19 protein-coding genes, 1 pseudogene and 1 riboswitch are annotated in these 25,464 nt (G+C 72.7%); of the genes and pseudogenes, 12 read left to right on the top strand and 8 right to left on the bottom strand.

Going from position 1 to position 25,464, the window contains the following annotated elements; all coding sequences use genetic code 11:
• Positions 1 to 46: 46 nt before the first annotated feature.
• From PV419_RS40095 to PV419_RS40085, 3 genes and pseudogenes are all read right to left on the bottom strand, one after another.
• Positions 47 to 1,078 (bottom strand): annotated as a pseudogene (locus PV419_RS40095) (cobalamin biosynthesis protein); the annotation flags it as partial.
• A 137-nt stretch (positions 1,079 to 1,215) separates the two neighbouring features.
• Positions 1,216 to 1,352: riboswitch (cobalamin riboswitch) on the bottom strand.
• A gap of 166 nt (positions 1,353 to 1,518) precedes the next feature.
• A complete protein-coding gene (locus tag PV419_RS40090; RefSeq protein WP_319697478.1) occupies positions 1,519 to 1,776 on the bottom strand; it encodes a hypothetical protein in 258 nt (85 codons plus the stop codon).
• Between the two features lie 12 nt (positions 1,777 to 1,788).
• Positions 1,789 to 3,063, bottom strand: a complete 1,275-nt coding sequence (locus tag PV419_RS40085) for an inorganic phosphate transporter (RefSeq protein ID WP_319697477.1) — start codon at positions 3,061 to 3,063, stop codon at positions 1,789 to 1,791.
• Positions 3,064 to 3,491: 428 nt separating this feature from the next.
• Here PV419_RS40085 and PV419_RS40080 point away from each other — a divergent pair, with 428 nt between their 5' ends.
• Entirely contained in the window at positions 3,492 to 4,127 is a 636-nt protein-coding gene (locus PV419_RS40080; protein ID WP_415925485.1) for a class II aldolase/adducin family protein, read from the top strand.
• A gap of 101 nt (positions 4,128 to 4,228) precedes the next feature.
• Here PV419_RS40080 and PV419_RS40075 read toward each other — a convergent pair whose 3' ends face one another.
• Positions 4,229 to 5,662, bottom strand: coding sequence for an MATE family efflux transporter (locus PV419_RS40075; RefSeq protein ID WP_319697475.1), 1,434 nt, complete (start codon positions 5,660 to 5,662; stop codon positions 4,229 to 4,231).
• Between the two features lie 125 nt (positions 5,663 to 5,787).
• Here PV419_RS40075 and PV419_RS40070 point away from each other — a divergent pair, with 125 nt between their 5' ends.
• The 9 genes from PV419_RS40070 (at position 5,788) to PV419_RS40030 (ending at position 16,739) form a co-directional block, all read left to right on the top strand.
• The gene (locus tag PV419_RS40070; protein ID WP_319697473.1) at positions 5,788 to 7,335 is read left to right on the top strand and encodes an ABC transporter substrate-binding protein; all 1,548 of its coding nucleotides are present in this window, start codon (positions 5,788 to 5,790) and stop codon (positions 7,333 to 7,335) included.
• Positions 7,323 to 8,342 carry an ABC transporter permease gene (locus PV419_RS40065; RefSeq protein WP_319697472.1) on the top strand — a complete coding sequence of 340 codons (1,020 nt, stop codon included), beginning with the start codon at positions 7,323 to 7,325 and terminating at the stop codon, positions 8,340 to 8,342. The genes PV419_RS40070 and PV419_RS40065 overlap by 13 nt, the downstream gene beginning before the upstream one ends.
• Positions 8,339 to 9,208 (top strand): ABC transporter permease subunit, encoded by an 870-nt coding sequence (locus tag PV419_RS40060; protein WP_319697470.1) that lies wholly within the window; start codon positions 8,339 to 8,341, stop codon positions 9,206 to 9,208. Before PV419_RS40065 ends, PV419_RS40060 begins: the two co-directional genes overlap by 4 nt.
• A complete protein-coding gene (locus PV419_RS40055; protein WP_319697468.1) occupies positions 9,205 to 10,740 on the top strand; it encodes an ABC transporter ATP-binding protein in 1,536 nt (511 codons plus the stop codon). Before PV419_RS40060 ends, PV419_RS40055 begins: the two co-directional genes overlap by 4 nt.
• A 67-nt stretch (positions 10,741 to 10,807) precedes the next feature.
• Complete coding sequence (locus tag PV419_RS40050) at positions 10,808 to 11,944, top strand: alpha/beta hydrolase family protein (RefSeq protein ID WP_319697466.1); 1,137 nt, start codon at positions 10,808 to 10,810, stop codon at positions 11,942 to 11,944.
• Positions 11,945 to 12,109: 165 nt separating this feature from the next.
• Positions 12,110 to 13,525, top strand: a complete 1,416-nt coding sequence (locus PV419_RS40045; RefSeq protein WP_415925484.1) for a hypothetical protein — start codon at positions 12,110 to 12,112, stop codon at positions 13,523 to 13,525.
• A 139-nt stretch (positions 13,526 to 13,664) separates the two neighbouring features.
• Complete coding sequence (gene abc-f, locus PV419_RS40040; protein ID WP_319697464.1) at positions 13,665 to 15,263, top strand: ribosomal protection-like ABC-F family protein; 1,599 nt, start codon at positions 13,665 to 13,667, stop codon at positions 15,261 to 15,263.
• Between the two features lie 358 nt (positions 15,264 to 15,621).
• Positions 15,622 to 15,846, top strand: a complete 225-nt coding sequence (locus tag PV419_RS40035) for a helix-turn-helix domain-containing protein (RefSeq protein WP_319697462.1) — start codon at positions 15,622 to 15,624, stop codon at positions 15,844 to 15,846.
• Between the two features lie 113 nt (positions 15,847 to 15,959).
• The gene (locus tag PV419_RS40030; protein ID WP_319697461.1) at positions 15,960 to 16,739 is read left to right on the top strand and encodes an enoyl-CoA hydratase/isomerase family protein; all 780 of its coding nucleotides are present in this window, start codon (positions 15,960 to 15,962) and stop codon (positions 16,737 to 16,739) included.
• A gap of 67 nt (positions 16,740 to 16,806) precedes the next feature.
• On the opposite strand, the gene PV419_RS40025 is transcribed toward PV419_RS40030, so the two are convergent.
• Positions 16,807 to 18,600: an ATP-binding SpoIIE family protein phosphatase gene (locus PV419_RS40025; RefSeq protein WP_319697460.1), complete on the bottom strand. Its 1,794-nt coding sequence runs from the start codon at positions 18,598 to 18,600 to the stop codon at positions 16,807 to 16,809.
• A 93-nt stretch (positions 18,601 to 18,693) separates the two neighbouring features.
• Between PV419_RS40025 and PV419_RS40020 the strand changes: the two genes are divergently transcribed.
• Both PV419_RS40020 and PV419_RS40015 read left to right on the top strand, forming a co-directional pair.
• Positions 18,694 to 22,920 carry a HAMP domain-containing protein gene (locus PV419_RS40020; RefSeq protein ID WP_415925483.1) on the top strand — a complete coding sequence of 1,409 codons (4,227 nt, stop codon included), beginning with the start codon at positions 18,694 to 18,696 and terminating at the stop codon, positions 22,918 to 22,920.
• Positions 22,917 to 23,390, top strand: coding sequence for a response regulator (locus PV419_RS40015; protein WP_415925482.1), 474 nt, complete (start codon positions 22,917 to 22,919; stop codon positions 23,388 to 23,390). Before PV419_RS40020 ends, PV419_RS40015 begins: the two co-directional genes overlap by 4 nt.
• 55 nt (positions 23,391 to 23,445) lie before the next feature.
• On the opposite strand, the gene PV419_RS40010 is transcribed toward PV419_RS40015, so the two are convergent.
• The 3 genes from PV419_RS40010 to PV419_RS40000 all read right to left on the bottom strand — a co-directional run bounded on the left by PV419_RS40010 (position 23,446) and on the right by PV419_RS40000 (position 25,432).
• On the bottom strand, positions 23,446 to 24,201 hold the full coding sequence (locus tag PV419_RS40010; protein ID WP_319697459.1) for an SDR family oxidoreductase: 756 nt from the start codon (positions 24,199 to 24,201) through the stop codon (positions 23,446 to 23,448).
• Positions 24,202 to 24,269: 68 nt separating this feature from the next.
• Positions 24,270 to 25,067: an SURF1 family protein gene (locus PV419_RS40005; RefSeq protein ID WP_319697457.1), complete on the bottom strand. Its 798-nt coding sequence runs from the start codon at positions 25,065 to 25,067 to the stop codon at positions 24,270 to 24,272.
• A 131-nt stretch (positions 25,068 to 25,198) separates the two neighbouring features.
• Positions 25,199 to 25,432 (bottom strand): hypothetical protein, encoded by a 234-nt coding sequence (locus PV419_RS40000; protein WP_319697455.1) that lies wholly within the window; start codon positions 25,430 to 25,432, stop codon positions 25,199 to 25,201.
• Positions 25,433 to 25,464 lie beyond the last annotated feature (32 nt).

The raw sequence follows: 25,464 nt of genomic DNA, 5'->3' as shown, positions 1-25,464 counted from the left end.
GTGGGGCGCGCTGGGCGCGTACGGGCGCCTCGCCGGGCCGCGTGGCCGTACGGGCCGGCCGCAGCGCCCCCGCGGCCAGCCGGGCCGTGACGGATACGCCGAGCGCCAGGGCGCCGACGCGCCGCGACAGCCGTACCGCGCGCTCGATGTCGGCCGCCTCGACCGGCCGCCCGCCGGGGTTGAGCACCGGCCGGTGCTCGACGCGGCCCCCGTACGCGAGGGTGCCGCCCAGCCGAACGCCGAGCGCGCCCGCGAACGCGGCCTCCACGGGGCCCGCGTTGGGGCTCGGATGGCGGTGGCCGTCGCGCCGCCAGGCGCGCCGCGCGCCGCGCGGATCGGGCCCGGCCAGGACGGTCAGCGCCGCGGTGAGCCGTGCGCCGGGCCAGCCGGCCAGGTCGTCCAGCCGGGCCGAGGCCCACCCGAACCGCCGGTAGCGCGGCGACTTGTGGCCCACCATCGCGTCCAGGGTGTTGACGGCCCGGAAGCCGACCAGGCCCGGCACCCCGCCGACGGCCCCCCACACCAGTGCGCCCACGACGGCGTCGGAGGTGTTCTCGGCGACCGACTCGACGACCGCGCGCGCGATCTGCGCCTCGTCCAGCGCCTGCGGGTCGCGTCCGCACAGGTGCGGCAGCCGCCGCCTGGCGGCGTCGAGGTCCCCGGCGGCCAGCGCGCCGCCGATGGCCCGCGCCTCCCGGCCCAGCGTCGTCCCGCCGAGCACGGCCCAGGTGGCGGCGGCGGTCAGCATGGTCTGCGCGGCGGGGGAGGGGTGCCTCGGTACGGGGCGTTCCAAGCGTTCCAGGGCGGGGCTTCCCGGGGCAGGGCGTCCCACCGCGGGCCCTCCCAAAGCCCGTACCGCGCGCACCGACAAGACGGCGCCCGCGGCCGCGCCACCCGCGCACAGCGCGGTGTAAAGAGCCCCGGATCCGCGGTGGTCGCGCCACAGCAGCCGCTCGACGGCCAGGGCGGCGCGCCCGAACGCGGCCACAGGGTGGCCGCGGCGCGGATCGCCCATGGCGAGGTCGCCGAGAAAGCCGAGAGCGGCGCCGCACGCGTACGAGGCGTGATCGGCACGCATCATCAGTTCGCCGTCTTGCCTCGGGGCGTCGGGAGGTGGCGGAGGGGCCGCGGGTAGGTCGGCGGCATGGCGGTGCCGGGCATGGCGGTATGTCCTCACTCAGGGTCCGCGCCCTGGCTCGACGTGACCGGCGGTGAGAGTCTCCTGGCTCCCGGATCCGCGTTTCTCCCGGTCTTCCAGCCTCCGTGTGGACGGCCGTGACTCGTACAGGCGATGGGAGAGCGCTCCCCGGTGACAGTGGCGGGACCGCGCCGGATTCTCACCGGCTTCCTCTCCTGCCGCCGTTTGGCTCCGGAAGTCCACCACGGGCCGCGAATGGCCGTCAACTCGCGAATGCCCCACCCCGCACGAGTGTGCCGAGGAGCACATGGCACGGCCGCCGGGCGGTCCGCGCTGGTCGGCGCGTTCCGGCCCGGCGGCCGTGGATGGGGCGAGCGGGGTCAGATCACGATCAGACTGATGCCGTACGCCACCGCCGCCGCGCACAGCGCGAAGCAGGCGTACGCGCCGGCGCGCGCGGGGCCGAAGGCCGCGCCCGCCGAGGCCGAGGAGGCGGAGGTGGTGTCCGGGCCCGCCTCCGCCTGTTGCGGCTTGCGGGAGGTGCCGACGATGCCGAGGGTGAAGACGCCCACGAAGCCGACGGTCACCAGGAGGCTGATGCCGAAGACCTGGCCGAGAGCCGCCCAGTCGATGCTCATCGCGTTACTTCCTTAGCTGGTGCTGCCGGCGGCCGCGGAGGCGCCTGCCGGGGTGGCGGAGGAGACGGAGGAGGAGACGGAAGCGGCAGCGGCGGGGGCCACCGGCCCGGCGGGAGGCGGGGCCACGGACTGGAGGGCGGCCGTGACGACGCCCATCGGCTCGGCCGGTGCCACCGCGGCCTCGTTGGTGTCATTGACGTTGGTGTGGTCGACGGGCTTGCGGCGCGAGGCCGCCCAGATCCCGGCGCAGGCGGCCACCGCGAGCACGGCGACCGCCGTGACGCCCCACTCGCCCTGGTCCGCCAGCAGCGCCGCGCCGCCCGCGACGAGGCCCGCGGCGGGCAGGGTGAGCACCCAGGCGAGGACCATGCGGCCCGCGGTGGACCAGCGCACCACACCGCCCTTGCGGCCGATCCCCGCGCCCATCACGGAACCGGAGCAGACCTGGGTGGTGGAGAGCGCGAAGCCGATGTGGGAGGAGGCGAGGATGACGGTCGCGGCGCCGGTCTGGGCGGCGAAGCCCTGCGGCGGCTGGATGTCGGTGATGCCCTTGCCCATGGTGCGGATGATGCGCCAGCCGCCCAGGTACGTACCGAGGGCGATGGCCAGGCCCGCGGAGACGATGACCCACAGCGGCGGGTCGGAGTCGGGCGCGATCGCACCGCCGGTGATCAGCGCCAGGGTGATGACACCCATGGTCTTCTGGGCGTCGTTGGTGCCGTGGGCGAGGGAGACCAGCGCGGCCGAGGCGATCTGCCCGGCGCGGTAGCCCTTCGCGGTGTCCTGGGCGTCGCGGCCGCGGGCCAGCCGGTAGGTGAGCCGGGTCGCGACCAGGGCGGCGACCCCGGCCACGATCGGCGCGGCCACGGCCGGGATCAGGACCTTCATGATGATCTTGTCGCTGTTGACCCCGTCCATGCCGACGGAGACCAGTGTGGCGCCGATGAGGCCGCCGAAGAGGGCGTGTGAGGAGCTGGAGGGCAGTCCGGCGAGCCAGGTCAGAAGGTTCCAGAGGATCGCCCCGACCAGACCCGCGAAGATCACTTCGGGGCGTATTCCGGAGTCCTCGTCGATGATCCCTCCGGAGATCGTCTTGGCGACCTCCACGGAGAGGAACGCGCCGACGAGATTGAGGACCGCCGACATCGCCACCGCCGTCCGGGGACCGAGAGCACCCGTGGAGATGGTGGTAGCCATGGCATTGGCCGTGTCGTGGAAGCCGTTCGTGAAGTCGAACACCAAGGCCGTGACGATCACGATCCCAATGAGAAGCGTGATGTGTTCCATCGAACTCCTTCGTGGGGGAATGCGATCCCCGAACTTGGCGGCACGCAGTGCCACCAGGTCGCTACAATCTGTGGTGCACCCGCAAGGTGCCGGTCAGGGCTTGGCCGTCATGCGACCGCCGAGGCGGCCACATGAGAAGCCCCCTCTGTGGGGAGGGGGAGGAGTCACACACCCGGCAATCAAATCGAGATCGACAGCCAAAGGGTGCCCCACGACCGTAAGGACGTGGGGTGAACGGAAGGTGAACTGGGGTGGGCTCGGGAGTGACGCGCCTGCGGGAAGGCGGCGCCGAAGATCCCTTGGCCCCACCCTGATGCGCACACGACGGCTCGCCTGCCATGATCGGCGCCCGGAGGTGAGGGATCGTGACGAAGCCGGAACCGGAACCGGAGACTACGCGACCGCTGGGGGCCGAGGGGCGGCCGGAACTGCGGGAGGCCTGGGAGCGGGTGGTGGAGACGGCCCGCAGGACGGTCGCCGACGGCCTGGTCGTCGGCACCTCGGGGAACGTCTCGGCCAGGGTCGGCGACACCGTCCTGGTGACCCCGAGCGGTGTCCCGTACGACCGGCTCGGCCCGGATGACGCGGTCGGCGTCGACCTGGACGGGCGCCAGGTGATCGGGGAGCTGGCCCCCACCAGTGAGCTGCCGATGCACCTCGCGATCTACCGCGACACCGACGCCGCGGCCGTCGTCCACACCCACGCCGTGCACGCCACCGCGGTCTCCACCCTGGTCGACGAGGTCCCCGCGATCCACTACATGACCTGCGCCCTCGGCGGCCCGGTGCGCGTCGCGGGCTACGCCCTGTACGGCACGGACGAGTTGGCCCAGAAGATGCTCGACGCGCTGCGTGACCGCACCGGCTGTCTGCTGCGCAACCACGGCACCGTCGTCTACGGCGCCACGCTCGACCAGGCGTACGACCGGACGGCCCAGCTGGAGTGGATGTGCCGGGTCTGGCTCACCGCGGCCGCCGTCCCCGGGCACACCCCGGCCCTGCTCTCGCCCGGCGAGCTGCGGCGCGTCGCGGACAAGCTCACCGGCTACGGCCAGCCCCGCTGAGCCCTGAGCCCTGAGCCCTGAGCCCTGAGCCCTGAGCCCTGAGCCCTGAGCCCTGAGCCCTGAGCCCTGAGCCTCAGGCCCCGACAGTGCCTGGGCCAGGCCTAGGCCGGGGCGGTGGTGGCCTCGCCCGTCACGTGCTGGTCGAGCGCGGTGGTGTAGCGGCGCAGAAGGAGGGCGGCGGTGGTGGCGAGGCCGCCGAGGAGGCCCAGCCAGACGCCGAGGGTCTCCAGGCCCGCGGGAAAGGCCAGGGCCCAGGAGGCGGGCAGGCCGACGGCCCAGTAGCCGATGAGGGTGATGCGGAAGCCGCTCTTCGTGTCGTCGAGCCCGCGCAACAGTCCGACCCCGATGTTCTGCGCGCAGTCGAAGAACTGCAGGAACGCGGTGACGATCAGCAGGTGGGTGGCGATGGTCAGGGCCCGTCCCGAGCTGCCGTCGAGGAACGGGGCGAGGATGAGCCGGGGCAGGGTGAGATAGCCGACGGCCACGGCGGCCATGACGGCGGCGGCGCAGGCGAGCGCGGTGTTCTTGATGCGGCGGGCGTTGTCGCGGCGGCCGAGGGCGAGTTCGCGGCTGACGTTGATGGAGGCCGCGTGGGAGAGGCCGACGGCGACCTGGAAGACGATGTAGACGAGCTGGTTGACCGCGGTGTGTGCGGCGAGCGCGTCAGGGCCGAAGGAACCGGCCATCAGGGCGGTGAGGGAGAAGAATCCGGCCTCGGAGCCGTAGGTCGCGGCGATGGGGACGCCGAGGCCTATGAGGCGCTTGACGGTGGCCGGGTCGGCCTTGGCCGGGTTCAGGCTGAGCAGCGGGGCCAGTTCCTCGTCCCGCCGTGCCGCCGCGTACAGGGCCAGGAAGGTCAGCAGGTAGACGGTGGAGGTGGCGACGCCGACGCCGGTCAGGCCGAGCCGGGGCAGGCCCCAGGTGCCGTGGATGAGGACCCAGTTGAGTCCGGCGTTGACGGCGACGGAGGCGATGGTGATCTGGAGCAGCGCCTGAGGGCGGCGCATACCGACGGTGAACTGGCGGACGGCCTGGAACCACAGGCAGGGCAGCAGACCGGGGGCGAGGGCTGCGAGCATGCTCTGGGTGCGTTCGGCGACGGCGGCGTCCTGGCCGAGGAGGGTCAGGACCTGGCCGATGAGCACCATGAGCACCGCGCCCGCGAGGCCGGCGCCAGTGGCCACGGCCATGCTCGCGCGTACGGTGCCGCGGATCTCGTCCTCGGCCGCTTCCCTGGGCGAGGGGTCCACCGCCCTATCCGCCGCCCTCTCCACGGCCCGCTCCGCCGTCTGCTCCGCCCGGGCGGCCGCAGCCGCGACCCGGTTGCCCACGGAGGTGATCAGCCCGACGCCCATGGTGCGCAGCTGGTTGAAGACCACGATCGCCAGGCCGCCGGCGGCGAGTTCCTCGGTGCCGAGCAGGCCCATCATCACGGTGTCGGTGGTGGTCAGGGCGACTTGGGCGAGCTGGGTGAGGATGAGCGGGACGGCGAGGGCCGCCAGGGCCCGGCTGTCCCGCAGGAGGGTGGAGAGCATGGCGCGTACCGGCTCCTGCGGCGTGTGGTGAGCGGTTCGTCGATTCGTGCATGGTTGCAAGATCGGCGGGAATTAGGGTAGGCAAACCTAAGCAGCTGTGCCAACCGCGTGGATCGAGGACGTACGTGTATATCAACAGGCGCCAACTCCTTTGGTCCGGTGGAGCCCTGGGTGCGGGTGCCGCGCTGGCCGCGTGCTCCTCGGGCGGCGACACCTCGGCCAGTCCCGGGTCCGGGTCCGAGAAGCCGAAGAAGGGCGGCACCCTGCGGGTCGGCGCCCTGGGGCGGGCCGGCGCCATCACCCGCGACCCCCATGGCACCCAGGGCAACGAGAGCGACTACCTGATCCTCGCCCTCGTCTACGACACCCTTACCGTCCCGGCAGCCGAGCCCAACACCGCACCCCGGCTCGCGGCGTCCTGGGGGCACTCGGCCGACCTGAAGACCTGGAAGTTCAAGCTCGCCAAGGGCGCCACCTTCCACGACGGCAGCCCGGTCACGGCCGAGGATGTCGTCTGGTCCCTGCGCCGGCTGCGCGACACCCCCTCGGGCGCGGCGCGTCTGCCCGGCATCAAGGCCGCGAACATCAAGGCCGAGGGCGCCGACACGGTCGTCCTGGTCTCCGACTACGCCAACGCCGAACTGCCCCTGCTGACCCGGCTGACGACCTTCGTGCTGAAGAAGGACACTCCGGACAAGGCCCTGGAGAAGGCGCCCGGCACCGGCCCGTTCAAGCTGGAGTGGTATCGCGGGGGCAACGCCCGCCTGGTCCGCAACGACAAGTGGTACGGCGGCACGGTCCACCTCGACGCCGTCGAGATCACCATGTTCGAAACCCCCCAGGCCATGGCCAACGCCCTGCTGGCCGGCCAGATCGACCTCGCCTCCAACGCCGGGGCCGTCGCCGCCCGCACCGCCAAGAGCCGCCAGGACCTCCAGGTCATACGCCGCCCCAACGACATGGCGATGCCGATCGTGATGCGTGCCAAGGACGGCCCCTTCGCCGACCCGAAGGTCCGCGAGGCGCTGCGCCTGGTCGTCGACCGCGACGCCATGGTCAAGCAGGTCCTCTCCGGCTACGGCACCGTCGCCAACGACATCATGGGCACCGGCGATCCGCACTACGCCAAAAACATCCCGCAGCGCGAGCGGGACCTGGACCGGGCCAAGAAGCTGCTCGCCGAGGCAGAGTTCGACCTCACGAAGAGGTACAAGCTCATCACCACCGAGGACATCTCCGGGCTCGCCGAGTCCGCGACCCTCTTCGAGGCCCAGGCCCGCGAGGCCGGAATCAAGATCGATGTGGTGAAGCAGGAGTCCGGCGCCTTCTACGAGAAGACCTGGCTCAAGGGCGACCTCTACACCACCTACTGGGGCACCAACGACTCCGTCGTCTTCTTCGCCTCCAAGACCCTGGTCAGCGAGGCCGGCCAGAACGAGGCGGCCTTCGACGACAAGGAGTTCGACGCCTCGTACCGCGAGGTCATCGGCACCGCGGACGAGGCCGCGCGCGCCGAGGCCCTGGCCGGGCTGCAGCAGATCGAGCACGACAAGTCCGGGTATCTGCTGTGGGGCATGGCCGACGGCATCGACCTGGCCGCCGCCAAGGTGCGGGGCCTGCCCACTCTGGCCGGTTACGGCCGCGTCCAGCTCCAGAGCGCGTGGCTGCGTTGACACCCACCCCCGCCAAGGACGCGGTGGCCGCCCCCGCCATGGGGGCGGCCACCGCGCCGCGTCGCCCGGGCGCCCTCCTCTGGCGCATCGGGGCCGTGCTCGCCCGCCGGGTCCTGATGCTGGCCATCCTGCTCGCCGCGGTCTTCATCGCGGTCGAAGCGCTGCCGGGGGACGCGGCCGGCGCGACCTCGGAACGCGGGGACAGCGCCGCCGACATCGAGGCCCGCCGCCATCTGCTCGGCCTGGACCGGCCCCTGTGGGAACGCTTCCTCGACTGGATGACCGCCCTGCCCACCGGTGACCTGGGCACCTCCGCCCGCGGGCAGAAGGTCGCCGACCTGCTCGCCGACCCGTTTCCCAACACCCTCGTCCTCGCCCTGACGGCGCTCGCCGTCACGGTGGCCGCGTCGCTGGCCCTGGGCTGCTGGGCCGCCGCACGCCCCGGACGGCTGACGGACCGGATCATCGGCCACACCGCGACCTCCGCCTTCGCGCTCCCCGAGTTCGTCGTCGCCGTCGCCCTGATCCTGACCCTGTCGCTGTGGACCGGCTGGCTGCCCGCGGTCACCGTCGCCGGGGCCGACGGCCGCCCCGCCACCTGGACCATGCTGATCATGCCGGTCCTCGCCCTGGTCATCCCGCAGACCGGCTGGAACACCCATATCGTGCGCGGCGCGCTCGCCGACCAGGCCGCCACCCCCCATGTCGAGGCCGCCCGCCTCGACGGACTGCCCACCTGGCAGATCCTCTTCCGGCACGCCCTGCCCGGCGCGCTCCCCGTGATCGCCACCGGCTTCGCCACCTCCACCGGCATGCTCCTGGGCGGCACCGTCGTGGTGGAGACCCTGTTCAACTACCCCGGCGTCGGCACCATTCTGGCCAACGCCGTCGCCGGCCGGGACACCCCGCTGATCGCCGGCGTCGTCACCCTCGCCGGAGCGGCCATCAGCCTCGTCCTCCTCGGCGCCGACCTGATCCGCGCCAAGACCGTGGGAGCCCCCCGATGACCACCACCACGGGCGCCGCCCCGCCCCGGACGTCCGCGGTTCGCGGTCCACGCGGCTTGTCGCTCCGGATCACCCCCGCGCTCACCCTGGTCACCCTCGCCCTGGCCGGGCCCCGGCTCGCGCCGCACCCCATCGAGGTGCCCACCACCGCGCCGTACGCCACCGCGGGCGACGGCGGGCCCCTGGGCGGCGACCTGCTCGGTCGCGACGTTCTGTCCCGGCTGCTGCACGGCGGCACCGCCCTCATCGGCGGCGCCCTCCTGGTGGCCGTCGTCGTCACCGCCCTGGCCGCCCTCATCGGCTGCGTCTCCGCGCTGCGGCCCGCCCTCGGCCGGGCTGTGGAGCGCACCGCGGACATCGCCATCCTCCTGCCACCGGTCCTGGGCATCATGCTCATCGCCCTGGCCTGGCCGGACGGCGGCCGCTGGCCGGTCATCGCCGCCGCCACCGCGCTGGGCATCCCGTACGCGGTCCGTGTCGTCGCCTCCGCCGCCGCACCCCTCGCCTCGGCCGGCTACGTCGATGCCGCCGTCACCCGCGGGGAGTCGACCGTCTACCTCGCCCTGTGCGAGGTCCTGCCGAATCTGCGCTCCACCGTCCTGGCGCTCTTCGGACTGCGGTTCGTCGAAGCCGTCTACGTCATCTCCACCGCCGCCTTCCTCCAGCTCGGTCCCCAACCACCGGACGCCGACTGGGCCTTGATGATCCGTGAGAACTCTCCCGGCATCCTCCTCAACCCGCTGGCCGTCCTCGCCCCCGCCCTGGCCATCGCCACGCTCGCCATCAGCGTCAACCTCGCGGCCTCCGCCCTCACCCCCCGCGGCCGAACCTCCCGCGGCCGAACCAAGGCGGTGACCTCCCGATGACCCACCCCGCCGGCCCGGAGCCCGTGTCCGCACCCCCCGGCCCGCCGCAGGCTGCCCGCACGCCCCTGGCATGGGCCGTGGGCCTGAGCGTCCGTATCCCCGGCGGTCCCCACCTGCTGCCCCGTGCCGACCTCACCCTCGAACCGGGGCAGATCACCGCTCTGACCGGCCCCTCGGGGTCGGGCAAGACCACCCTGCTCAAGGCGCTCCTCGGCCATCTGCCCGCGGGTGCCGTCGCGGACGGTGACGTCACCGTCCTCGGCCACGACATCCTCCGTCTCGAGCCGTCCGCCCTGGCCCGGCTGCGCCGTACCCACCTCGCCTACGTCGGCCAGGACCCCGGCTCGGCCCTCAACCCGTGGATGACCGTCCGCCGCCTGGTCGCCGAGACCGCCGCCGACCCCGGCCCGCGGCAGGTGCTCGATCTCCTGGCCGAATGCCACCTGCCCACGGACGGCGGTTTGCCCGACCGGCGCCCCACCGCCCTGTCCGGCGGACAGCAGCGCCGTGTCGCCCTCGCCCGCGCCCTGGCCCGCAACCCGCGGCTGCTCCTCCTGGACGAGCCGACCGCCGGCCTCGATACGGACCTGCGCGGCGACATCGGTGAGCTGCTGCGCCATCTCGCCGCCACCCGCGGCCTGGCCATCCTCATGGCCTGCCACGACCCCGAACTCGTCACGGCCTGCGCCGACCACACTGTCGCGCTGGCCGCACCCACCGCACCCACTGCCACCGCCGCACCCACTGCCACCGCCGCACCCACTGCCACCGCCGCCGTCCCCACGCCCCGCCGGCCCCGGCCCGCGACCACCGCGGGGCCCGGCCTGGCCGCCGACAACATCACCGTCGCCTACCGGACCGGCCGCACCACCCACCGCGTCCTGGACGGGGTCGGCTTCACCCTGGCGCCCGGAACCGCCACCGGCATCATCGGACCGTCCGGGTCCGGCAAGACCACCCTGCTGCGCGCCCTCGCGGGCCTGGCGCCCCCCGACGCGGGCCGCATCACCCTCGACGGCGCCCCCCTGCCCCCGAAGGCCCGCGCACGCTCCCGCGGCCAGCAGCAGCGGATCCAGCTCGTCCCGCAGAACCCGCTCGACACCCTCAACCCCGCCCGCACCGTCGGCGCCGCCCTCGCCCGCCCCCTGCGCACCCACCTGGGGCTCGGCCGCGCCCAGCGAGCCGACCGTGTCGCCGAACTCCTCGAGGGCGTCGGCCTTCCCGCCGACCACGCCACGCGCTACCCCGCCGAGCTGTCGGGCGGGCAGCGCCAGCGCGTGGCCCTCGCCCGCGCCCTGGCCACCGAACCGGACTATCTGCTCTGCGACGAGATCACCAGCGCCCTCGACCCCGACACCTCGCGGGCCGTCATGGAGCTCCTGCGGACCCTGCGCGAGCGGCACGGCACGGCCGTGGTGCTGGTCAGCCACGAAAAGCACCTCGTCGCGAAGTACACCGACACCGTCCACGTCCTGGAAGGAGGCAGGCTGACCGGACACGGCACGACATCGCAGGTCCTGGCCCCCGGATAGACGGGGCGATCACCCGGCCGGGCACGCCCACTGGCCCGCGGCGGCCTCGCCGCTCACACTGAGAGGGATGCACCTGCGGACGAAGGCGGTTGTGGCCGCCACCACGATGCTCAGTGTCGGCGCGGCCGCGGTGGCGGCCGGGCGGTACGCCAGCGACGCTGCCCTGAAACCGGGCCCCGGCCGGCCGCTGCCGCACGACCCGCGGCTCACCGTGCACGCCACCGAGGCCGGCCGGATCACCCTCACCCGCAGCCTCGCCTCGCTGCGCCCGGGCACCTACGGCCTCGCGGGCGCCGCCTGCCACGCCGTCGTCGGACCCGTCATCGAGGACGCCCCGCACCCCGCGGACTGCGTGGTCCGCCGCCTGGAACGGGGGACCTACGGCACCCTGGCCCCGGGCACCCGCGTCCGCCTCACCCCGCAGGTGCACATCGGGGATCCGCGGGGCGCGCTCGGGATCGACCACGCCGACGTCGACGTGCCCGGCGAACTGGGCGAGCTGCCCGCCTGGTTCATACCCGGCGACCGCTCCGCCTGGGTGATCACCGTGCACGGCCTCGGCACCACCCGCGAGCACCCCATGGTGCTCATGCCGTTCCTGCACAAGCGGCGGTTCCCGCTGCTCGACATCGCCTACCGCGGCGACCCGGGCGCCCCCCGCCCCGAGGACGGCATCGGACACCTCGGCGAGACCGAGTGGCGCGACCTGGACGCCGCGATCCGCTACGCGGTGCGCCACGGCGCGGAGAGCGTCATCCTGTACGGCTGGTCCACCGGCGCCACCATGGCCCTGCGCGCCGCCGCGGCCTCCGCGCTGCGGGACCGGATCAGCGGACTCGTCCTGGACTCCCCGGTGCTCGACTGGCAGGCCACCCTGCGGGCGCTCGCCTCGGCCCGGCGCATCCCCTCCGCGCTGCTGCCGCTCGCGGTACGGGCCGCCGAGGGGCGGGCCGGACTGCACGGGGGCCGGCTCATGCGGCAGGCCGCCATGGCCGACCTGGACGGGCTGAAGGCGCCGACGCTGATCATGCACGGCCCGGACGACACCGTCGCCCCGTGGGACGCCTCGCGCGAACTCGCCGAGCGCCACTCGGAACTGGTCACCCTTCATCCGGTCCGCCACGCCCCGCACGCCGCGATGTGGAATGCCGACCCGGAAGGGTACGAAGACATGCTGAGCCGCTTTCTGACGCCGCTGATGTAATGCGCGCCCCCGTTTTCCAGGGCTCGCCTCTCCCCCACCGGGGCGCTACAGCCCCTGTCGACGGTCGACCACGCGGCGGCAGCCGGCTGCATTCGCGACCGGCGCGGGCAACCGCCGTACGGGTGCCGATTGGGCTTTCGGGCCGTCACGGGCGAGACTGCTCACGTGACGTCCCGTACTCCGCGCGACTCCCGGCTCAGACTCGTCCGCCAGCGGCCGATGGCCACAGCCCGCCGGGTTGTGCCGAACCGAGGCTCCCGACCGACGCCCCGCCCGCCCGAGGGCACTCCGCCACCCACGGAGCTCGCCCGGCAGGCCAGGTCGGGACTTGCCGGGGCCGTACAGATCGCCCGCTGGGCAGCGAGCCGGCACGGCGTGCCGGGTGTGCTCCCCGCCGAGGCCGTCGCCGAGGCCGCCGCCGCCCTGGGAGTCCCCCCTGAACAGATCCGGGCCGACTGGGACCGGGCCCGCCTGGTCGGCCTGATCGAGCTGCACGGCGGCATCGCCCGCCCCGGCTGGCGGCTGCGCGCCTGGGACCGTGACGACAGCGCGGTGCTGCGCGGCTGGGTCGCGCTGCTCGACGCCTGGTCCCTGGCCCGCCCGGCCCCCGCCACGGCCGAGCCCACGGCGGTCGCCGAGGTCGTCGAGGCGCTGCCGCAGTTGCTGTCCCTGCTCCAGCTGTCGGCCGGTCCGGTGCAGGTCGCGACGCTCCTGGACATGCTCCAGCAGCGCGTCGCCGAGCTGCGCACCGAGCGGTGCGAGGTGCCGTACGGCCCCGCGGCCGCCCACGGCCCCGACGACACCCCGCCCGCCGGGGCGCCGGGTGCCGCGGACTCCCTGGAGAGCTTGCTCGACTGGGCCCTGGACGCGCTCGCCTCCGTGGGCGCGCTCGTGGTGCTGGACGGCTCCCAGGAGGCCGGAGAGGGGCAGCGGGAGGCCGTGCTCAGCGCGCTCGGCAACTGGGCGGTGTGGGTCAAGCTGGAGCAGATCTGCGTCGCCGCCCAGAGCCCCGCCGGGAACATCGAGCAGCCCGCCGCGGACATGCTGCGCGGCTGTGCGGGCCTGACCCCGGGCCCGGCCCGCGCCGAGTACCGGGCCTGGCTCGCCGCCCGCCCCGTCGGCAGCGCCGTCACCGAGCTCATCGAGGCGGCCCGCGGCGACGACGCGCTGCTGCGCGGGCTCGCCTTCGAGGCGCTGCGCGTCGTCGGAGCGCCCGCTGAGCCCACCGTGCGGGCCGTGGTCGACGAGTCCGCGCTGCGCCCGTACGCGCTGCTGTGGCTGGCCGAGCACGAGGGGGCGGACCCGGAGGACGCGCTGGACGTGCTCACCCGCGAGGAGGCCACCTGGCTGTGGGTGGACACGGCCGCCGCCATCTCCGACCACGGTGAGAGCCCGATGCTCGTGCGCCACCTGGAGTCCGCCGTGCAGGGCACGGTCCCGGCGCTGCTCGAGGAGGTACGGGCCGTGGGCCACCCCCGCACCGTGCAGGTCCTCGTCGCGCTGGCCGCCGCCCACCCCGACCCGGCCCTGGCCAAGGCGGTGCGCCGCGCGGCCTTCCAGGTCCACACGGGCGGCGCCTGAGCGGGCCCGGGCCGGCCGGGAAAAAGCTCTTGCGGGCCCCGCTAAACTAATCGCATGGCAATTCTCCTCGCGCATTAGACGGCGTCGGCCTCTTTTCGCCCGTCCGTCCCGCCGTCCACCCTGCCCTGGAGTAATTCCCGTGATCACCGCCTCCGGCATCGAGTTGCGCGCCGGCGCTCGTGTCCTCATCGAGTCCGCCTCCTTCCGCGTCGCCAAGGGCGACCGCATCGGCCTCGTCGGGCGCAACGGCGCGGGCAAGACCACCCTCACCAAGTGCCTGGCCGGTGAGGGCATCCCGGCCTCCGGCACCATCGCCCGCTCCGGCCAGGTCGGCTATCTGCCGCAGGACCCGCGCACCGGCGACCTCGATGTGCTCGCGCGCGACCGCATCCTCTCCGCCCGCGAGCTGGACTCCGTGCTCCGCAAGATGCGCGAGAACGAGGACCGGATGGCGAACGGCAAGGGCGCCACCCGCGAGCGCGCGATGAAGAAGTACGAGCGGCTGGAGACCGAGTTCCTCACCAAGGGCGGTTACGCCGCCGAGGCGGAGGCCGCGACCATTGCCGCCAGCCTCGGGCTGCCCGACCGCGTGCTCGGCCAGCCCCTGCATACGCTCTCCGGCGGTCAGCGCCGCCGGGTCGAGCTGGCCCGGATCCTCTTCTCGGACTCCGACGTCCTGCTCCTGGACGAGCCGACCAACCACCTCGACGCCGACTCCATCATCTGGCTGCGGGACTACCTGAAGACCTACCGCGGCGGCTTCATCGTCATCTCCCACGACGTGGACCTGGTCGAGACGGTAGTCAACAAGGTCTTCTACCTGGACGCCAACCGCTCGGTGATCGACGTCTACAACATGGGCTGGAAGCTCTACCAGGCCCAGCGCGAGGCCGATGAGAAGCGCCGCAAGCGGGAGCGGGCCAACGCGGAGAAGAAGGCCGCGGCGCTCAACTCCCAGGCGGACAAGATGCGCGCCAAGGCCACCAAGACGGTGGCCGCGCAGAACATGGCCCGTCGCGCGGAGAAGCTGCTGTCGGGCCTCGAAGCGGTGCGGCAGGCCGACAAGGTCGCCAAGCTCCGCTTCCCGGACCCCGCCCCGTGCGGCAAGACGCCCCTGGCCGCCGAGGGCCTGTCCAAGTCGTACGGCTCGCTGGAGATCTTCACCGATGTCGGCCTGGCCGTCGACCGGGGCTCGCGGGTGGTCATCCTGGGGCTCAACGGCGCGGGCAAGACGACCCTGCTGCGGCTGCTGGCCGGGGTCGAGAAGCCGGACACCGGGCAGGTCACCCCCGGCCACGGTCTGAAGCTCGGCTATTACGCACAGGAGCACGAGACGCTGGACCCGGACCGCACGGTCCTGGAGAACATGCGCTCGGCCGCCCCCGATCTCGACCTCGTGGACATCCGCAAGACGCTGGGGTCCTTCCTCTTCTCCGGCGACGACGTCGACAAGCCGGCGCGCGTGCTGTCCGGCGGCGAGAAGACCCGGCTCGCGCTGGCCACGCTCGTGGTCTCCTCGGCCAACGTCCTGCTGCTCGACGAGCCCACCAACAACCTCGACCCGGCCAGCCGCGAGGAGATCCTCGGCGCGCTGCGCACCTTCACGGGCGCGGTGGTGCTGGTGACCCACGACGAGGGCGCGGTCGACGCCCTGCAGCCGGAGCGGATCATTCTGCTGCCGGACGGCGTCGAGGACCTGTGGGGCGAGGACTACGCGGACCTCGTCGCGCTCGCCTGATCCGCTTCCGGTCCGCGCGTCGTAGATCATTCGCCATAGATCATTCGGCCTAGGCGTGATCCTTCATCTGAGTGAGAACGGCTGGTACCGCGGCGCGTCGTCAGCGACCGGCGCATGAAGCGTGCCGCGCGCCGGCGTGCGGTGGTGGGGTCACGCCCACCCACGGCCTGACCTGCCGGTTCGTCCACCATGTGGACCGTTTTTAAGGGCGACTGCCTGCGGAATCTTTAATTCCGGGGACGATCACCCCATCAATTCGGGGAAGGCTTCCTCCACAGACCTTGCCGAATGGGTGGCCAGGAAGCCGCCTAGGGGTGATCATGAGAGTCCAGAGCGCACTTCCCATGAGGAGGCACGGGTGGCCGAGACTCTGAAGAAGGGCAGCCGGGTGACCGGCGCCGCGCGCGAAAAGCTCGCGGCAGACCTGAAGAAAAAGTACGACTCCGGTGCGAGCATCCGGGCGCTGGCCGAAGAGACCGGCCGTTCCTACGGATTCGTCCACCGGATGCTCAGTGAGTCAGGCGTGGCCCTGCGTGGTCGCGGTGGAGCGACGCGGGGCAAGAAGGCCGCAACATCGGCCTGACACCCCAGGTGCGTCGTACCGGTGAGTGAGCGGTACCACCCGGTTGATCGGACCGTCGGCCGGGTGGTTACTGTGCAGTCACTTAGTCGTGACCGCACCCACCGGAGGCTTCTGTGACCCTGCTGGACAAGGACGGCGTTCACCTCACCGCTGATGACGCGGTCGCCACGGTGACCCTGACCAACCCCGACAAGCGGAACGCCCAGTCGCCCGCGACCTGGCGGGCCCTGGCCGAGGCCGGACGGGCGCTGCCGGGCAGCGTGCGGGTGGTGGTGCTGCGCGCCGAGGGCAAGTCCTTCTCCGCGGGGCTCGACCGGCAGGCGTTCACACCCGAGGGGTTCGACGGCGAGCCGTCCTTCCCCGAGCTGGCCCGCCGCTCCGACACGGAGCTGGACGCCGTCATCGCCGGATATCAGGAGGCGTTCACCTGGTGGCGTCGGCACGACATCGTCTCCGTCGCCGCCGTCCAGGGCCATGCCATCGGCGCGGGCTTCCAACTGGCCCTGGCCTGTGATCTGCGGGTCTGCGCGGACGACGCGCAGTTCGCGATGCGCGAGACCAGCCTCGGGCTGGTCCCCGACCTCACCGGCACCCATCCGCTGGTCTCCCTCGTGGGCTACGCCCGAGCGCTGGAAATCTGTCTGACCGGGCGCTTCGTCCACGCCGAGGAGGCCGAGCGCACCGGCCTGGCCAACCTGGTCGTACCCGCCGCGGAACTGGACGCCGCGGTCCGGGACCTGGCGGCGGTACTGCTGGCCGCGCCCCGCGACGCCGTGATCGAGACCAAGGCGCTGCTGCGCGGGGTGGGGGAGCGGACGTACGAGGAGCAGCGCGCCGCCGAGCGCGCCGCGCAGGCCCGGCGGCTGCGCGACCTGGCGGGCCTGGGCGAGTAGCCCGCAGCGCGCGGGTCGGCGGAGAAGGTCCCGGGCGCCGCACCGGCACCGCCTGTACCAGCCCCGTCTACAGCGGCACCGGCTGCACCCGCACCGCTTCGAGCACGAGCACCGCGAGGTCGTCGTCGATCGGCTCGGGGCCGAAGTCATGGGCGGCGCGCCGGACCCGTTCCGCCACCGCCTTGGCGCCCAGGCCCGCGCACCCCCGCAGGATGTCGGCGAGGCCGTCGTCGTCGTCCAGCTGCCGGTTGCCGCTGCGCCGCTCGGTCACCCCGTCGGTGACGCACAGCAGCGTCTCGCCGAGCGCGATGTCGAAGGTGTCGGCCTGGAACTCGGCGCCCTCGTCGATGCCCAGCAGCATCTGAGAGCTGCCCGCGGTGACCACCGAGCCGTCGGCGGTCAGCCGCAGCGGCAGCGGGTGCCCGGCGCTGGCCAGGGTGCAGCGGGCGGTGCCGGTGGCCGGGTCGGGCTCCAGCTCCCCGTACAGCAGGCTCAGGAAGCGCGGCCGGGCCTGCTCGCCGCCGACCGCCACCGCCTCCGCGCCCTCTTCCACCAGCGCCTGGTTCAGCCGGAAGAGCACCGACTCGACGCCGTGGCCCTCGCGGGCCAGCAGCCGGACCAGATGGCGGGCCAGGCCGGTCACCGACATCGCCTCCGGGTCGCTGCCGCATACGTCGCCCAGCAGGAAGCACCAGCGGCGGCTGCCCATCGGGAACAGGTCGTAGAAGTCGCCGCCGACGGTCTGGCCCTCGCCGTGCGGCTCGTAGACGATCGCCGTGTCGACGCCCGGGATGTGGGCGAGGGAGACGGGCAGCTGTCGGCGCTGGAGCGCCCGGCTGATGGTTGCCTGCCGGGTGTACCGCCGGGCGGTGGCCACGGCCTGGGCGACCCGCCGCGCCACATCGCCCGACAGCCGCGCCACGCCCTCGGTCAGCTGGGGCACGCCCGCCCGGCCCAGCAGCAGCACCCCGTGGCTGCCGCCCTGGGCCAGCAGCGGGAAGGCCAGCGCGGCCCCGCCCGCGCCACGGCCGTCCGCGGGCTGGGGCCAGGGCCAGGGGGTGCCCGACGGGTCGAGGCCCGTCGGCGGCGGATGGCTCTCCAGCGCCAGCCGGAGCGCGTCGTTCTGGCGCTCGTCGCTGTGCCAGACGCGGGAGAGCCGCAGCCGCTCGCCCTTGGTCCTCAGCCACACCGCGCACCAGTCGGCGAGCCGGGGTACGAGGAGCTGTCCGGCGAGGGCGGCGACCATGTTCTCGTCGAGCTGTCCGGCGAGGAGTTCGCTGGCCTCCGCGAGGAACGAGGGCCCGCCGCGGTCGACCCACCCGGTGGCGCCGCGGGGGCGGCGCATCGGCGCGGCCGGGGCGAGGGCCTTGGCGAAGCGCACCTCGCCGCCCACCGCGTCGGCCGGGACCGCGGCGGCCGCCGTCTCCGCCGGCACGGCGTCCAGCCGGAACCACACCGCCTTGCTGGTGCGGTGGTAGGTCACGCCCCAGGACTCGGCGAGCGCGCCCATCAGCTGGAGGCCGCGGCCGCGGCGCCCGGTGTCCTGACCGCCGTAGACCGCGCTGGCGGGGTGGAGATCCGTCACCTCGACGACGACGCCCGGGTGCGAGGCCTGGAGCCGGCAGATGACCTCGATCTCGGTGCCCGCGTGCAGGACGGCGTTGGTGACCAGCTCGCTGACCAGGAGTACGGCGTCCTCGGTCAGCCGGTCGCCGAGGGGCTGCGGCCCCAGGACCGCCGCCGCGCCCGGTCCGGTGAGGGTGGTGCGGACGAACGCGCGCGCCGCGGCGGGCGCCCCCACGGTTCCGGGCAGCGTGGTCCGCGCGACGGACTCCTGCGAAAGAGGAAGCAAAGCTCCCACCTGCTGCTCCTGCCGTTTTGGGGCGATTAAGGCATTTAGGTGCCATATTATGACAGGCACAGGCGTGCGAATCGATCTTTAAGAGACGATGTCATGGCGAATAACCCCACCCCCATAGGTATCCGATCAGAGCTCCCGGGCTTCGCGCCGGGCGAGGAGCGGGTGAGCGCGGCAGGGCTGCGGTCCCTGCTGGGGGCGATGCAGGCGTTGTGCGACGGTGACTTCTCCGTACGCGCCAACGGCTCGGAAGAGGGCACGCTCGGCGAGATGGCCGGAGCGTTCAACCAACTGGCCGCCCGGAACGCTCACCTGGCCTCGGAGCTGCAGCGGGTGCGCCGCGAGGTGGTACGGCAGGGCAGGCTGGACGAGCGGATCACGGCCAGCCCCGGCCAAGGCGCCTGGGCGACGAGCGTGGAAGCGGCGAACCAGCTGGTGGACGCGCTCACCGGCCCGGTCTCGAACGCCACGCAGGTGCTGGACGCGGTCGCCGCGGGCGATCTGACCAAACGGGTGGACCTGCACGACGGCAACCGTCAGCTGCGCGGCGATCTGCGCCGGCTGGGGCGCGGCGTCAACCGGACGGTGGACCAGCTGTCGCTGTTCACCGGCGAGCTGACCCGGGTCGCCCGCGAGGTCGGCACCGAGGGCAGGCTCGGCGGCCGGGCGAAGGTCCAGGGGCTGTCCGGCGACTGGCGCGAGGTCACCGAGGCCGTCAACACCATGGCGTCGCGGCTGACCGCACAGGTGCGGGACATCGCCGCGGTGACCACGGCGGTGGCGCGGGGCGACCTCACCCGGCAGGTGACCGTCGAGACCACCGGCGAGCTGCTGGAGCTCAAGCTGACCGTGAACACGATGGTCGACCAGCTGCGGGCGTTCGCGGACGAGGTGACCCGGGTGGCCCGCGAGGTGGGCACCGAGGGTGAGCTGGGCGGCCGGGCGCAGGTGCGCGGGGTCTCGGGGGTCTGGAAGGACCTCACGGACAACGTCAACTTCATGGCGTCCAACCTGACCTCGCAGGTGCGCAACATCGCCCAGGTGACCACGGCGGTGGCCAACGGCGACCTGTCGCAGAAGATCACGGTGGACGCCCGGGGCGAGATCCTCCAGCTGAAGAGCACCGTCAACACGATGGTCGACCAGCTCTCCGCGTTCGCGGACGAGGTGACCCGGGTGGCCCGCGAGGTGGGCACCGAGGGTGAGCTGGGCGGCCGGGCGCAGGTGCGCGGGGTCTCGGGGGTCTGGAAGGACCTCACCGAGAACGTCAACTTCATGGCGGACAACCTGACCTCCCAGGTCCGCAACATCGCCCAGGTCGCCACCGCCGTGGCGGAGGGAGACCTGAGCAAGACGATCACAGTGGAGGCCAAGGGCGAGATCCTGGAGCTGAAGTCGACGATCAACACGATGGTGGACCGGCTCTCCGCGTTCGCGGACGAGGTGACCCGGGTGGCCCGCGAGGTGGGTACCGCGGGCAACCTCGGCGGCCAGGCGCAGGTCCGCGGGGTCTCGGGGGTGTGGAAAGAGCTCACCGACAACGTCAACTTCATGGCCCTGAACCTGACCTCGCAGGTGCGCAACATCGCCCAGGTGACCACGGCGGTGGCCAACGGCGACCTGTCGAAGAAGATCACGGTGGACGCCCGGGGCGAGATCCTGGAGCTGAAGGACACCGTGAACACCATGGTCGAGCAGCTGCGGGCGTTCGCCGACGAGGTCACCCGGGTGGCCCGCGATGTCGGCACCGAGGGCCAGCTCGGCGGCCGGGCCCAGGTGTCGGGCGTCTCCGGCGTCTGGAAGGACCTCACGGACAACGTCAACTTCATGGCGGCCAACCTGACCTCCCAGGTCCGCAACATCGCGCAGGTCGCCACCGCGGTCGCCCAAGGCGATCTGTCCAAGAAGATCGACGTGGACGCGCGCGGCGAGATCCTGGAGCTGAAGACCACCATCAACACGATGGTCGACACGCTCTCCTCGTTCTCCTCCGAGGTCACCCGGGTCGCCCGCGAGGTCGGCAGCGAGGGCCGGCTGGGCGGCCAGGCCCGCGTCGAGGCGGTCTACGGCACCTGGAAGCGGCTGACCACCGGCGTCAACGAGCTCGCCCTGAACCTGACCACCCAGGTGCGGGCCATCGCCGAGGTCGCCTCCGCCGTCGCCCAGGGCGATATGTCCGGGGCCGTCTCGGTCGAGGCGCAGGGCGAGGTCGCCGAGCTCAAGCACAACGTCAACCTCATGGTGACCAACCTGCGCGAGACCACCCGCGCCAAGGACTGGCTGGAGTCCAACCTCGCCCGCATCGCCTCCCTGATGCAGGGCCACCGCGACCTGGTCGAGGTCGCCGACCTGATCCTGAGCGAGCTCACCCCGCTGGTCAACGCCCAGTTCGGGGCCTTCTTCCTGACCCAGGCCGGAGCCAAGCCCGGCGAGGGCCTCCAGTTCATCGCCGGCTACGGCATCAACCCGGAGAAGGGCCCGCTGCCGCGGAGAGGGTCGGCGGGCCGCGGGCTGATCGCCCAGGCGGCCATCGAGAAGAAGCGCATCCTGATCACCGATGTCCCGTCGAACTTCATCACCATCGACTCCGGGCTCGGCTCCGCGCTCCCGGCCAGCGTCGTCATCCTGCCGATCCGGTACGAGGACCAGGTGCTCGGAGTGATCGAGCTGGCCTCCTTCAGCCGGTTCAGCGAGGTCCACCTGGCCTTCATCGACCAGTTCGTCAACACCATCGGCGTGTCGATCAACACCATCATCGCCAACGCCCGCACCGAGTCCCTGCTGTCGGAGTCCCAGCGGCTCACCACCGAGCTGCGCCAGCGCTCGAACGAGCTCCAGCGCTCCAACGCGGAGCTGGAGGAGAAGGCCGCGCTGCTGGCGACCGCCTCGCAGTACAAGTCCGAGTTCCTGGCCAATATGTCGCACGAGCTGCGCACCCCGCTCAACTCGCTGCTCATCCTGGCCCGGCTGCTCGCCGACAACCCGGACGGGCGGCTGTCCGACCAGGAGGAGCAGTTCGCCACCACCATCCACCGCTCCGGCTCCGACCTGCTCCAGCTGATCAACGACATCCTCGATCTGTCGAAGATCGAGGCGGGCCGGATGGACGTCCGGGCCAAGAAGCTGCCGCTGGTCAAGCTGCTGGACTACGTCAACGCGACTTTCCGGCCGCTCGCCGTCGACCGGGGTCTGTCCTTCGAGATCACCGTCGGCGAGGACGTACCGCGCGAGATGTTCTCCGACGAGCAGCGGCTCCAGCAGATCCTGCGCAACCTGCTCTCCAACGCGCTGAAGTTCACCTCCTCGGGAGAGGTGAAGCTGCGCGTCGAGCGGGCGCCCGGAGGGGAGTTCAGCGAGGAGACGCTACGGAGCGCGGACGCCGTCGTGGCCTTCTCCGTCACCGACACCGGCATCGGCATCCCGCCCGAGAAGCTGTCCGTGATCTTCGAGGCGTTCCAGCAGTCCGACGGCACCACCAGCCGCAAGTACGGCGGCACCGGGCTCGGCCTGTCCATCAGCCGGGAGATCGCCGGAATGCTGGGCGGCCGGATCGTCGCCGAGAGCGAGGTGAACGTCGGCTCCTGCTTCACCCTGTACATCCCCTCGCACTACGCCGGCATCGTCCCGGCGCCCGATCCGTCGGACCCCCGGGCCACCGGCTCCACCGTCCCCGCCGCGCCCCCCGCCGCGGACGAGCAGCTGCCGGACGTCGCCGACCACGCGCCCAGCGGGGTGTTCGGCGACGAGACCAGCCTGACGGGCCTCTCGCGCCGGTCGGGCGACGACGGCCGCGACGAGACCTGGCCGGAGACCACCCGGCTCAGCGAGTGGCAGTCCGGCCGCCCCCGCCGGGTGCTGAACGGGCGGCGCATCCTCATCGTCGACGACGACATCCGGAACGTCTTCGCGCTGACCCATGCGCTGGGCCGGGTCGGCATGACCGTGAAATACGCGGAGAACGGCCGCGAGGGCCTGGAGGTCCTGCACCGCAACCCCGACGTCTCCCTGGTCCTGATGGACGTGATGATGCCGGAGATGGACGGCTACGAGACCATCCGGGCCATCCGCGGCACGCCCCGGCTCGCCGATCTGCCGATCATCGCCCTCACCGCCAAGGCCATGCCGGGCGACCGTGAGAAGGCGATCGACAGCGGTGCCAACGAGTACGTCCCCAAGCCCGTGGACATCGACCGGCTGCTGTCGGCCGTCTGCGATGTGCTCGATCCGCTGGGCGGCCCGCCCGGCGGGACCACCGCCGCCCGCGCCGGCGCCGGGGGCGCGGACACCGAACCGCCGGGGCGGGGGGGACAGGGGGAGACATGAGCAGTGGCGCGCCCGAGAAGGCGGCGATCCTGATCGTCGACGACATGGAGGAGAACCTGATCGCGCTGGAAGCCGTCCTCGGCCCGCTCGATCTGCGGCTGGTCCGCGCCCATTCCGGGGAGGAGGCGCTGAAGGCCATGCTGCGCCAGGACTTCGCCGCCGTGCTGCTCGACGTCCTGATGCCGGGCATGGACGGCTTCGAGACGGCCGCCAACATCAAACGTCTCGAGCAGACCAAGGACGTCCCGATCATCCTGCTGACCGGGGAGGACACGGACTCCGACTACGCCTACCGGGGATACGCGCTCGGCGCCGCCGACTTCGTGACCAAGCCCTTCGACCCCTGGCTGCTGCGCACCAAGGTCAATGTGTTCCTGGAGCTGCACCGCAAGAGCCGCCGGCTCGCCGAGCGGGTCGCCGATCTGGAGCAGACCGTGGAGACCCTGCGCGCGGCGGCCCCCGGCGAGTGAGCCGAAGGGGCGCGCCCCCAGAGGGGAAGGAACCGAGCCCTTTGAAAGGGTGCGGCTAGAAGCCGTGCAGCGCGCCGCCGTCCACCGGCAGCATGATGCCGGTCAGGTACGACGCCGCGGGCGAGAGCAGGAACGCCGTCGCCCGGCCGAACTCCTCCGGCGTGCCGTAGCGGCGCAGCGGGATCTGCGCGCTGTTGCGGGCCCGGGCCTCGTCCGCGTCGCCGAACAGCGAGTCCAGCTCACGGACCCGGTCGGTGTCGATACGGGCCGGCAGCAGGCCGACGACCCGGATGCCCTGCGGGCCCACCTCCGAGGCGAGGGACTTCGCGAAGCCCGCCAGGCCCGGCCGCAGCCCGTTGGAGACCGTCAGGCCGGGGATCGGCTCGTACACGGAGCCGGAGAGGACGAAGCCGATCACACCGCCGGAGGAGAGCTCCGCGGCGGCGGTGCGGGCCAGGCGGACCGCGCCCAGGAAGACGGAGTCGAAGGCCGCCCGCCACTGCGCGTCGGTGATGTGCGCCGTCAGGCCCGCCGGGGGCCCGCCGACGCTGATGAGTACGCCGTCGAAGCCGCCGAAGCGGTCGCGGGCCGTGGCGATCAGGCGCTCGGCGGCGGCCGCGTCGGCGTTGTCGGCCGCGACGCCGACGGCGTTCGGGCCCAGCTCGGCGGCGGCCTCCGCCGCCGTCTTCTCGTCACGGCTGGTGATCACGACCTTCGCACCGTCGGCGACCAGCTCACGGGCGGTCGCGAGGCCCAGCCCGCGGCTGGCTCCGGTGAGGACGTACACCCGGTCTTTGAGTCCAAGATCCATGGGGTCAGTCTGCCGTGAGGTGCTCGGTGAGCGTAAGGGAGGTCCGTAAGAGGAGACTGGCGCTCCGGTCAGGTCCCGGCCGCGACCGGTTCGGGCGCGGGCTCGGCGGCCCGTGCGGCCGCCCGGTCGCGCAGCTCGCGGCGGACCAGGACCACCCAGCCGACCGGCACGCCCGCGGAGAACAGCCACCACTGGATCGCATACGCCATGTGCGGGCCGATGCCGCTGTGGTCCGGCTCCGGGACCACCTCGGGCTGGCCGGTGCCCTTGGGGGAGGACGTGGTCAGCTCGATGTAGCCACCGAGGACCGGCTCGGACAGGGACTTCGCCTGCTGCTCGCTGTTGATCAACATGACCTGGCGGGCGGGCAGCCCCTTCTTGTCCTTGATGCCGCTGCCCCCGGTCGTCTCGTCGGCCTTGAGGCGGCCGGTGACGGTGACCTCGCCGGAGGGGGCGGCGGGCACCTTGGGGAAGCGGGTGAGGTCGTTGCCCGCCGGGATCCAGCCGCGGTTGACCAGGACGGCCCGGCCGTTGTCCATGACCAGCGGGGTGAGCACGTAGTAGCCGATGGTCTGGTCGTCGGCGGCGGTCCGCTGGCGTACGACCACCTCGTGCCCGGTGTCGTACCGGCCCTTGGCGGTCACGGTGCGCCACATGTCGTCGTGTGCGACGGCGCGCCCGGGGGCGGTGAGCCGGCCCACGGGGACGGCCGGCGCGGCCAGGCTGTCGGCGATCAGCTGGTTCTGCGCGACCCGGTGCTCATGGCGGTGAAGCTGCCAGAAGCCCAGCCTGATCATGGCCGGGATCAGGGCGAGCCCCACGAGAGTGAGGATCACCCACTGCCGGGACAACAGGAAGCGGTACACGACCTTGACAGTACTCGCCGACCGTACGCGCCATGGACCGCCCCCCGGCTCTTGGGGGCACCGAGGGGACGATCCGGGGCGTTTCCGGTCAGATGCGGTTCAAGTGTCACTCAGGCGTGGTTCGGATGTGTTCAGACGCGGTCGATGATCCCCACCTTCCCTTCCCCCCGGGAGCAGTGGGCGCCGCAGTAGAAGTGGCCGTCCACCTCCACGCCCTGGCCGATGATCTGGCACCGGCAGTGCTCGCAGATGGGCGCCATGCGGTGAATGGCGCAGGAGAAGCAGTCGAAGACGTGCACGGCGCCCTGCGCGTGCACCTCGAACGTCATGTGGTAATCGTTTCCGCAGACCTCGCAACGTGCCATGGGGCACAGGGTGCGGGCTGTGGGGCGCGGTG

The sequence above is a fragment of the Streptomyces sp. ME19-01-6 genome, assembly GCF_033793745.1.
GTDB lineage: Bacteria > Actinomycetota > Actinomycetes > Streptomycetales > Streptomycetaceae > Streptomyces.
Note: the sequence above shows the minus strand (reverse complement) of the source record. Positions and strands in the feature narration are given on the sequence as shown.